Here is a 9,915-nt window from a genome sequence, read left to right as displayed (position 1 = left end):
AGGCGCAGCCTGGTCCGAAACTCCGGCGCATCAGGCGACGCGCTTGATCCCCATGACCCGCGCGCGGGCGCGCGGATCGCTGTCGAACAGCGACGCCAGTTGCTCGGTCATCGCACCGGCCAGCTGGTCGACATCGGTGATCGTCACAGCGCGTTCATAGTAGCGCGTGACATCGTGCCCGATCCCGATGGCCAGCAGTTCCACCTGCTTTTTCCGCTCCACCATGGCAATCACGTCGCGCAAGTGCTTTTCCAGGAAATTGGCCGGGTTGACGGACAGGGTGCTGTCGTCGACCGGGGCGCCGTCGGAAATCACCATCAGGATCTTGCGCGCCTCAAGCCGCCCGGTCAGACGCTTGTGCGCCCATTCCAGCGCCTCGCCGTCGATGTTTTCCTTCAGCAGCCCCTCTTTCATCATCAGCCCAAGATTGTCGCGGGTGCGCCGCCACGGTGCATCGGCGCCCTTGTAGATGATGTGGCGCAGGTCGTTCAGGCGCCCCGGCTGCTGTTCGCGGCCGGCATTCAGCCACTGTTCCCGGGCCTGCCCGCCCTTCCAGGCACGGGTGGTAAAGCCCAGGATCTCGACCTTGACGTTGCAGCGTTCCAGGGTGCGGGCCAGAACGTCGGCGCAGATCGCTGCGATCGAAATCGGCCGTCCCCGCATCGAGCCCGAGTTGTCCAGCAACAGCGTCACCACGGTGTCGCGGAACTCGGTGTCCTTTTCGACCTTGAACGACAGCGGCGTCGTCGGGTTGGCCACCACGCGCGCCAACCGGCCTGCATCCAGGATGCCTTCCTCGCGGTCGAATTCCCAACTGCGGTTCTGCTGGGCCTGCAACCGACGCTGCAACTTGTTGGCCAGCCGGCTGACTGCGCCTTTCAGCGGTTCCAGCTGCTGGTCCAGGTAGGCGCGCAGCCGTTCCAGTTCCGCCGCTTCGGCCAGTTCCTCGGCCGGGATGACCTCGTCGAATTCGGCGGAATAGACCGAATAATTCGGGTCGGCCTCGGACACCGGGGCAGGGGGCGGCGGCTCCATTGGCGCGTCGCCCTCGGGCATCTCGGTTTCCTCACCCATCTCCTCGTCGGCCATGTCATCGGCGGACACCTGGGCCTGGCTCGGGTCCTGGGTCTCTTCCTGGCTTTGCTCGGGGCTGGCGTCGGTGTCGGAATTCTCGTCGTCCTGCTGGCCGGTCGAATCCGGTTCTTCCTGCGCGTCGTCGCTGTCCTCGGCCTGATCGTCGGACTCGTCGTCCATCTGGTCGGGATCGTCGCCCAGCTGGTCGCCATACCCCAGGTCGGAAATGATCTGCCGGGCAAACCGTGCGAAATCCGCCTGGTCGGACAGCCGGTCGCCCAGGTCTTCCAGAGTGCCGCCGGCCTGTTCCTCGATAAAGCCGCGCCACAGGTCCATCACGTTCTGCGCCGCGGGCGGCAGGTCGCGCCCGGTGGCCAGGTGTCGGATCAAGTAACCGGCAGCGGTGGCCAACGGTGCCTCGGACGCTTCCTTGATCTGGCCAAAGCCGCGGCGGTCGGCGTCATGGCCGATCTTGGCGTCGATATTGCCCGCGGTGCCGGGCATGTCGCGTGCGCCCATCGCCTCGCAGCGGGCGGTTTCCATCGCCTCGTACAGCTCGCGCGCCATTTCGCCCTGTGGGGCATAGCGCGCATGCGTCGCGCCATCGTGATAGCGGCGGTGCAGCGCCAGCGCGTCGGCGGTGCCGCGCGCCAGCAGCACCTCGTCCCGGGTCATCCGGCGGCTGACCTGCGGCAGGCGCATCGCATCGCCTGACACGCCCGACGGGTCGACGGTATAGCTGACGGAAAGATCCGGGTCGTCGGCCATGACCTTGGTCGCCTCGGCCAGGGCCTTCTTGAACGGATCGGCGGGGTTGTCGGATTTCTGAGCCATGGCTCAGGTTTTCAACCCTGTCACGGCGATTGGCAAGCGCAATCTGCGGCGCTCAGCCCTGTCCCAGCAGCAGCCCGCGGCATTCCTGTTCCAGCCGCACGGCAACACGCAAGGCGGTGCGCCGTTCCCGAGGATCGGTGCCGAACGTGGCCCGGCGCAGCAGAGCAGCGTAGGCCTGTTTCGCCTGTACCCGCAGGGCGAACGCGTGGCGCGTGTCGATCTCCGTTCCGGGCAGGATCAGGTCCAGCACCTCGGCCAGGTGGTCGCGCAGGGCGCGGGTGTGTTCGGATGCGGGGCCATCGGTCAGCCACTGGTGTTCCATCCGGGCCGATAGCCGCCCGGTACAGGCGGCCAGCACCTGCACCCGCTCAGAGGGTGAGCGGGGCAGGGCCATTGAATTTCCGGCCAGGCACATAGACAGCGACGCAACGATCCAAGCCGGCACCATACCTGAGATTTTCATGCTGCCTATCATTTCACCATCTTGAAAACGAAAGGTGTTCAAATTCAGGCGAATTGAAAACGCAGGAAAGCTGTTGTCAAACAGCAACAAGGTGGCGCTTTTCGGCGCCACCTTGTCTCATGTCATAAACCGTTGCTGCGGGGCGATCAGGCGATGCTGATGCTGGCGGCGCTTTCCGGCAGTTCCTCGTCAAAGCAGCGCTGATAGAACTCGGCCACGGTCTGGCGTTCCAGCTCGTCGCACTTGTTCAGGAACGACACCCGGAAAGCATAGCCCATGTTGCGGAAGATCTCGGCATTCTGCGCCCAGGCGATCACGGTCCGCGGGCTCATCACCGTCGACAGTTCGCCGTTCATGAAGGCGCGGCGGGTGAAATCGGCCACGGTCACCATCTGGCGCACCGTCTTGCGGCCCTTTTCGGTGTTGTAGTGCGGTGCCTTCGACAGGATGATCTGGGTTTCCGCGTCGATCGACAGATAGTTCAGCGTCGCCACCAGCGACCAGCGGTCCATCTGGCCCTGGTTGATCTGCTGGGTGCCGTGGTAAAGCCCGGTGGTATCGCCCAGGCCGACGGTGTTGGCGGTCGCGAAAATGCGGAAATACTTGTGCGGAGTGATGACTTCGTTCTGGTCCAGCAGGGTCAGCTTGCCGTCGGTTTCCAGAACCCGCTGGATCACGAACATCACGTCGGCGCGGCCGGCGTCATATTCATCGAACACGATGGCGGTCGGGTTGCGCAGCGCCCAGGGCAGGATTCCTTCCTGGAACTGGGTCACCTGCTTGCCGTCGATCAGCTTGATCGCATCCTTGCCGATCAGGTCGATCCGGCTGATGTGGCTGTCAAGGTTGACGCGCACGGCCGGCCAGTTCAGCCGCGCCGCGACCTGTTCGATATGGGTCGATTTGCCGGTGCCGTGGTAGCCCTGGATCATCACGCGGCGGTTGTTGCGGAACCCCGCAAGGATCGCCAGCGTGGTGTCTGGGTCGAATTTATAGGTGCTGTCTTCGTCCGGAACCCGCGCGGTGCGCTCGGGGAAACCATGCACGATCATGTCGGTGTCGATGCCGAACACCTCGCGGACCGAAATTTCCTCGGTCGGTTTTGCGTTTACGTCCAGCATGCCGTCCGTCATGGTCTTGTCCTTCGTCCAGGGCCTTTACGTTTGCACGTGGTGCAACAAATCGTAAGAAGGGGCAAGAGGAAGGGTGCAGGGAAATGACGCGGGCCGATCAACTATGACACCGCAGCAGGAAATAGAGGCGCTGATCGCACAGGTCGCCCTGGGCGACCGTTCCGCGTTCCGCGACCTTTATCAGCGCACCTCGGCGAAACTTTTCGGGGTCTGCCTGCGTGTCTTGAATGATCGGGCCGAGGCCGAGGAAGCCTTGCAGGAAGTATTCCTGCGGGTCTGGGACAAGGCCGGGATGTACCAGGTCAACGGTTTGTCGCCGATGACGTGGCTCATTACGATCGCGCGCAACCTGTCGGTGGACCGACGCCGCGCGCGGCGCGACCCGGCGGGCGGGCTCGACGCGGCCGAGGTCGTGGCCGATTCCGCCCCGGGACCAGAGGCGCAGGCGGTGGCGCGCTCCGATGTGGTGGCGCTCAACGCCTGCCTCGACGGTCTGCCCGACGGGAAGGGCGACATGCTGCGCCGGGTCTATCTCGACGGGGCAAGCTATGCCACGCTGGCGTCGGAAACCGGTGCCAGGCTGAACACGATCCGCACCTGGCTGCGTCGCGGCCTGGCGGCGCTCAAGGAGTGTCTGGAGCAATGACCGGACCTGATGAAACCCTGCCCGGCGGCCCCGAGGCCGAGGCCGCGGAATACGCGCTGGGCCTGCTGACGCCCGCGGAACGCGCCCGGTTCGAGGCGCGTCTGGCTACCGATCCGGCGCTGCGCGCAGTGGTGGCCGATTGGCAGACCCGCTTTGCCACGTTGGCCGACGACCTGCCAGAGGTGGCCCCGCCCCCCCGGGTTCAGCAGGCGATCGAGGCACAGCTTTTCGGTCAGCGGCGTCCGCTGTGGCGACAGCTTCTGCCCTATCTGGCGGGCGGTGTCGTCGCGGCCGGCATTGCCTGGGGCGTGATGATCACGGGGGTGCTGGAACCGGCAGACCCCCATCTTTACGCCGATCTCGACGCGCGCGACTCGGGCTATGTTCTGCTGGCGCATTGGGCGCCGGACAGCGGTACCTTCATGCTGCGCCGGGACGAAGGCGGCTTTCCGCAGGACTCGTCGATCGAAATCTGGGTCATTCCGCCAGGGGCGGCCGCCCCGATCTCTGTCGGGTTGATGCAGGCCGCGGGGCTGACGCAAATCCCGGTGCCGGACGCGCTGGTTCCGGCGATGACACCGGGCACCACCGTGGCGCTGTCGCTGGAGCCGCAGGGCGGGTCGCCCACCGGTGCGCCGACCGGTCCGATCCTTGCCACCGGTTTGCTGGGCGTCCGGTCGTGATCCTGCTCACGCGCTCGTGAACGCATTTTCTGCATCTTTCTGAAACTTCCCGCCGCGCGCCTGCGTGGCTTCGGGCAACCCAACGCGGATGTTGGGCAATTCAGGAGGAAAGAAGATGACCAAGTTCCATTTCGCAACCGCAGCTGTCGCGGCTTTTGTTGGCACCGCAGCACTGGCCGCCAATCCGATGGTTGGGGGCGCGCCGATGTATGCCAACAAGAATATCGTCGAGAACGCCGTGAATTCGGCCGATCACACCACGCTTGTCGCCGCGGTCAAGGCCGCGGGCCTGGTGGACACGCTGGCCTCTGACGGGCCGTTCACCGTGTTTGCCCCGACGAACGAAGCCTTTGCCGACCTGGCTGCCGGCACCGTCGACACCCTGTTGAAGCCGGAAAACAAGGCCGCCCTGACCAAGGTGCTGACCTGCCATGTGGTTGGCGCCAAGGCGATGTCGGACGCGATCCAGGGCATGATCGCCGATGATGGCGGCATGCACCCGGTGCCGACGCTGGGGGGCTGCACGCTTCAGGCCAAGATGACCGATGGCATGATCACCCTGACCGACGAACGCGGCCGCGTGGCACGTGTCACCATTGCCGATGTCGAACAGTCCAACGGTGTGATCCACGTCATCGACCACGTGCTTTTGCCCGCCATGTGAGCCTTCCCCAGGCGCACCCAACGCGCATGGTCACGCAAAAGTGCAGCCCTCTGCCCTTGTCTCATGGGGGGCAGGGGGCCCACCCTGAACCACATAGAAGGAGGACACCATGTTGCGCCGCAATTTCATCATGACCGGGGCCGCCGCCTTGTTCGCCAGCCGCGCCAGCGCCGCCCCGGCGTTCGAGGTGACACGCACCGACGCCGAATGGCGCGCGATGCTCAGCGATCTGGAATACAAGGTCATGCGCCGCGAAGGTACGGAACGTGCCTTCACCTCGCCGCTCAACAAGGAAAAACGCGCGGGCACGTTCCTGTGCCGCGGCTGCGACCTGCCGCTTTACGCGTCGGACACCAAGTTCGACAGCGGCACCGGTTGGCCGTCCTTTTGGCAGGCCCTGCCGGGGGCGGTCGACACCAAGCCCGACCGCACGCTGTTTGCCGTGCGTACCGAATGCCATTGCCGCCGTTGCGGCAGCCACCTTGGCCATATCTTCGACGACGGTCCGCCGCCGACGGGCAAGCGCCACTGCATCAATGGTGTGTCACTGAAATTCCGTCCGGCCTGACCGGGCGGGTGGCGCCGCACCGTCAGGCGCGTCCTGCGCCCCTGATCGTCCCGGTGGCCTATGTCCCCGTCGCTGCCATGGCGCGGGGGCAGGCGGGCGTCGTGTCCGCCCCGTGTCCGCTGTTTTCGGCGGCCACTGCCCGCAGACGCAGGGTGAACCGGCTGCCGTGCCCGCCATCGGCGTTTCGAGGTCCTTCCTCTACCGTCAGGTCTGCCCCCAGCACGTCGGCCAATTCACGGCAATTCGACAGGCCCAGCCCGGCGCCGTCATAGGGCCGCCGCAGCCCGTTTTCGACCTGAAAGAACCGCTGGAACACCTTGCCGCGGAGTGCCTTTGGAATGCCGACGCCGGTGTCGGCGATGGACAGTTCCAGGATCTCGCCCTGCGCCCGGACCGACAGGGTGATCGTGCCCGATCCGGTGAACTTGACAGCGTTATCGACAAGGTTGGCGACGATCTGGCTGACCCGGTCGCCATCCAGCATGATGGTTTCCGGCAGGCCCGGCGCAACCTCGACCCGCACGTCCAGCGGTTTCTTGCTGCGCTCGACCGCGCTTGTCAGCGTGTCGCGCCAGGTTTCTACAAGCATCGCCAAGGGCAGCGAGGCGGGGTTGGCCTGAACCGCCGCCGCGTCCAGCGTGCTGGCATCCAGCACGTTGGTCAGCTGGGAAAACAACCGCTGCGCGGCGGTCTGGCCAGCGTGGGCCTGGCGTTTGACCCGGTCTGGCACCGTGCTGGCCTCGATCAGTTCGAACATGCCCATGATCGCGTTCAACGGTGTGCGCACCTCGTGGCTCATCGTGGCCAGGAACCGCGCGGTGGACAGGTGCGCGCTGCGCACCGCGGCTTCTGCCGACCGGCGGGTTTCGACCTCGGCCAGCAGACGGTCGTTCAGCCGCTTCTGCCGTTTGGCGCTGCGCGCGCTGCGCGCCTCTGCAGAGCGGGCGCGCGCGGCCTGTGTGACGGCGAAAAGGCTGAGAAGCGACAGCCCGCCAATGAACAGCGCCGCCAGTTCCGGCAACAGATCATCGAATTGCATCTGCGCCGGGCGCAGCCGGAGCGCGACCTGGAAATCGTTGTTCAGCACCCCCTGGCTGCGCGACTGGGCGACCGCAGTGTCGAGAAACGCGAAATCGTCGGTTTCATAGACCACCTTGCCGGCAAAACTGATCCGTTTGGCATAGCGGTGGGATTGCGCCTGGGGATCGTTGCCGGGCAGCAAGTAGTCGATCCATTGCTTGGCTTCGAACCCGATCACGAAATACCCCGCGACGCGGTTGTTTTCGATCACCGGCAGCACCGCAAGGAACCCCAGTTGCCCATCGCGATTCAGTGGCAGCGGCGGGGTCATGGTCACGCTGCGGGTGTCGCGCGCGGTCTGGAACGCGGTCGCGCGTTCGGGGCTGAGCGTGGCAAGGTTGGTCCCGATGACCGCAGGATCGCGAAGCGGTGTCATGCCGCGCAGAACGAAACCCGTATCGGCAAAGCCCACTGCGCGAATGCCCTGCAAGACGGTCTGCAATTCCCGTTCGATCAGGAGCAGACTGCCGGCGTCGGGCGAACTGTCGAACCCACGGCTCAGCATTTCGAGTTCAAGCAGCCTTATCGCGATATCGCGTTCGATCCGGCTCAGCTGCGCATCTGCCTCGGCTAGGGCGGCGCCGGACAGAATCGTCTGCTGCCGGTCTGTCAGCAGCGCCCAGACCGACCACGCCGCCGCCAGAACAAGCGCGACCAGCCCGGTCAGCACCATCCGTCGCATCACGAAACGCAATCCACGGGGTGCAACTGTGCATCCAGCGCGGCATAGTCGACGATCGCTCCAAGATCGGCCAGCGCCACGGGTTTGCGCAGGACCCAATCGATGCCGGGCGCGATGGTCGCCGCTTCCCCGTGCGGAAAGACGCCCGACCCGGTCAGCAGGATGGTGCGCAGGTTTGGGCAGGTCGCAGCGGCATATTCCGACACCGGCAGACTGATGCCATCGGGCAGCCGGTAGTCCAGCAACAGCAGGTCGAATTTCGTTGTCCGCAGGCAGTGTAACGCGGCCGCGATTGTCGCGGCCCGCGTCACGTCATGACCCAGCCCCGTCAGGTAATCCGACAGAACTCCCGCAAGGATATCATCGTCTTCTACAACCAAGCACCGCATCGCTGCCTCGTGTCTCTCAGGGCAGGGGCAGTGTCGGGGCGATAGATTAAGCGAAGATTAATAGATTGCGGTTTCGCGGGCCGCTACTGGAAATTCCGGCTGTCCTTGATCTGGTCCCAGGCCCATACCACCTCTTGCAGCTGTTCTTCCTGGCTGCGGTCGCCGCCGTTGATGTCGGGATGCAGCACCTTGATCAGCGCCTTGTACGCCTTGCGCACCTCGGCCTTGGTCGCGGTGTCCCGGATTTCCAGGATCTCGATCGCGCGGCGTTCGGTCGGCGGCAGACGGCGGGTATGGGCCGAGGTTCCGGCGGCCTTGCGACCCGGGTTGCGCGTCGCCTTGTCGCCCAGAACCTGGTGCGGGTCCTCGATGCCCAGCCGGGCCCAGGCGCGGGCCTCGGGGTCGCGGAAATCCTTGGTCTCGCGTTCCCAGACCTTGTCCTTGCTGGCCTGCGCGTTCATTTCGGCCTCGGTCTTGCCCTGGAAGAAATTCCACTGGTTGTTGTATTCTCGGACATGGTCCTTGCAGAACCAATAGAAGTCATCCAGCACGTCCGGCGCCTTGGGCGCGCGGAACTTGCCGGCCTCGTTGCAGCCCTCGTGCTCGCAGACACGGGTCGAGGTTTCAGATTCGCCTGTCATGCCACGCCGGCCACGCGGATTCTTCTTCTTGGCCGACTTCACCGACATGTCGAAACCGAAGGGATCAGATTTGCTCATTAGGACACCTTTTCGACTCGGACGCCGGATACTAGACTAACTTTCAGAAACTTACAGGGGTTGACCGGAAAAAATGACCAGGGCCGAGCAGATCGAATCCCGCTTGCGGCAAGCATTTGCACCAAGTGAACTTTTAATTCGCGATGACAGTGAACGCCACCGTCACCATGGCGGCTATCAAGAGGGCGGGGAAAGCCATTTCCACGTCCGGATTCGCGCCGAAGCTTTTGGCGGCCAGAACCGTCTTGCCCGTCACCGCGCGGTGCACGATGCGCTGGGCAAGGACCTTGTCTGCCAGATCCATGCGCTGTCGCTGGATATCGACGGCTAGAACCTATTCTGCCGCCACGTCGTCCGGGGGGTCGGGCTTGCGGTTCACCTGGCTGGCCCGAGCCTTCAGCACCGGGCTGATCGCGGTCACGTCCTGCGGCGCCTCTGCCGGGCCGTCGTCTGCCGGGTCCGAAATGTCGGGCATCGGTGCCAGCGACGCGGGCGGAGTGGCGGGTTTTTCCAGAAGCCGCGGACGGAAATCGCTGATGTCGTCCTGCCGCGCGCGGCGGAACACCAGCAGGTTGCGCCACTGCGTTGTGGTCTGGGTCAGGCCGGTCCGTTCCTCGGCCGGCAGGGTTTCCGAGCGCTGGAATTCCCAGCCCCCTTCCGCCATCTCGTTCATCACGCGTTCCAGCGCATAGGCAAACCGCGCCTCGGCCCCCTTCACACCGCGGGCTTTCTCGCCCTTGGCGGGGGCGGGCACCACCTTGTATTCGTAAACGGTCATAGACCCCCTCGGCTTTTGGCCTGACTGGCCACCAGTCTGGACCATAGAATAAACCCGGACCAGCGCTTTTGCACGGCCCGGGTTGTGATTGTTTCAATAGCAGCAACAATATCTAGCAACATTTGTCATTGTCTGGCCCCGATCAACCCTGAGGCCACCGGCTGATGCGCGTGCCGGTGAAAACACTGTGCCGTTTCCCCTT

12 protein-coding genes are annotated in these 9,915 nt (G+C 64.7%); 5 read left to right on the top strand and 7 right to left on the bottom strand.

The window, feature by feature from the left end; genetic code table 11:
- Positions 1-30: 30 nt before the first annotated feature.
- The 3 genes from cobT to VK792_RS11590 form a co-directional block, all read right to left on the bottom strand.
- A complete protein-coding gene (gene cobT / locus VK792_RS11600) occupies positions 31-1,908 on the bottom strand; it encodes a cobaltochelatase subunit CobT (RefSeq protein ID WP_326297654.1) in 1,878 nt (625 codons plus the stop codon).
- 52 nt (positions 1,909-1,960) lie between these two features.
- Positions 1,961-2,302 carry a hypothetical protein gene (locus VK792_RS11595; RefSeq protein WP_326297653.1) on the bottom strand — a complete coding sequence of 114 codons (342 nt, stop codon included), beginning with the start codon at positions 2,300-2,302 and terminating at the stop codon, positions 1,961-1,963.
- A 215-nt stretch (positions 2,303-2,517) separates the two neighbouring features.
- Positions 2,518-3,504, bottom strand: a complete 987-nt coding sequence (locus tag VK792_RS11590; RefSeq protein ID WP_326297652.1) for an AAA family ATPase — start codon at positions 3,502-3,504, stop codon at positions 2,518-2,520.
- 103 nt (positions 3,505-3,607) lie between these two features.
- On the opposite strand from VK792_RS11590, the gene VK792_RS11585 reads away from it, so the two are divergent.
- The 4 genes from VK792_RS11585 to msrB all read left to right on the top strand — a co-directional run bounded on the left by VK792_RS11585 (position 3,608) and on the right by msrB (position 6,065).
- The gene (locus VK792_RS11585; protein ID WP_326297650.1) at positions 3,608-4,150 is read left to right on the top strand and encodes a sigma-70 family RNA polymerase sigma factor; all 543 of its coding nucleotides are present in this window, start codon (positions 3,608-3,610) and stop codon (positions 4,148-4,150) included.
- Positions 4,147-4,833, top strand: a complete 687-nt coding sequence (locus VK792_RS11580) for an anti-sigma factor (RefSeq protein WP_326297649.1) — start codon at positions 4,147-4,149, stop codon at positions 4,831-4,833. Before VK792_RS11585 ends, VK792_RS11580 begins: the two co-directional genes overlap by 4 nt.
- 115 nt (positions 4,834-4,948) lie before the next feature.
- Positions 4,949-5,497 carry a fasciclin domain-containing protein gene (locus VK792_RS11575; protein ID WP_326297648.1) on the top strand — a complete coding sequence of 183 codons (549 nt, stop codon included), beginning with the start codon at positions 4,949-4,951 and terminating at the stop codon, positions 5,495-5,497.
- 109 nt (positions 5,498-5,606) lie between these two features.
- Complete coding sequence (gene msrB, locus VK792_RS11570) at positions 5,607-6,065, top strand: peptide-methionine (R)-S-oxide reductase MsrB (RefSeq protein ID WP_326297647.1); 459 nt, start codon at positions 5,607-5,609, stop codon at positions 6,063-6,065.
- Positions 6,066-6,123: 58 nt separating this feature from the next.
- Here the strand turns inward: msrB and VK792_RS11565 are convergent, their stop codons facing one another.
- From VK792_RS11565 to VK792_RS11555, 3 genes are all read right to left on the bottom strand, one after another.
- The gene (locus VK792_RS11565; protein WP_326297646.1) at positions 6,124-7,827 is read right to left on the bottom strand and encodes a sensor histidine kinase; all 1,704 of its coding nucleotides are present in this window, start codon (positions 7,825-7,827) and stop codon (positions 6,124-6,126) included.
- Positions 7,827-8,216: a response regulator gene (locus tag VK792_RS11560; protein ID WP_326297645.1), complete on the bottom strand. Its 390-nt coding sequence runs from the start codon at positions 8,214-8,216 to the stop codon at positions 7,827-7,829. Before VK792_RS11560 ends, VK792_RS11565 begins: the two co-directional genes overlap by 1 nt.
- Before the next feature lie 83 nt (positions 8,217-8,299).
- Positions 8,300-8,935: a J domain-containing protein gene (locus VK792_RS11555; RefSeq protein WP_326297644.1), complete on the bottom strand. Its 636-nt coding sequence runs from the start codon at positions 8,933-8,935 to the stop codon at positions 8,300-8,302.
- Positions 8,936-9,008: 73 nt separating this feature from the next.
- On the opposite strand from VK792_RS11555, the gene VK792_RS11550 reads away from it, so the two are divergent.
- A complete protein-coding gene (locus VK792_RS11550) occupies positions 9,009-9,266 on the top strand; it encodes a BolA family protein (protein ID WP_326297643.1) in 258 nt (85 codons plus the stop codon).
- Between the two features lie 3 nt (positions 9,267-9,269).
- Here the strand turns inward: VK792_RS11550 and VK792_RS11545 are convergent, their stop codons facing one another.
- The gene (locus VK792_RS11545; RefSeq protein WP_326297642.1) at positions 9,270-9,713 is read right to left on the bottom strand and encodes a DUF4177 domain-containing protein; all 444 of its coding nucleotides are present in this window, start codon (positions 9,711-9,713) and stop codon (positions 9,270-9,272) included.
- Positions 9,714-9,915 lie beyond the last annotated feature (202 nt).

It is taken from the genome of Mesobacterium hydrothermale (assembly GCF_035818635.1).
In the GTDB taxonomy this organism is placed as follows: Bacteria; Pseudomonadota; Alphaproteobacteria; order Rhodobacterales; family Rhodobacteraceae; genus Mesobacterium_A; species Mesobacterium_A hydrothermale.
The sequence above is the reverse complement of the archived record's forward strand: the minus strand, read 5'-3'. Positions and strand labels throughout refer to the sequence as shown.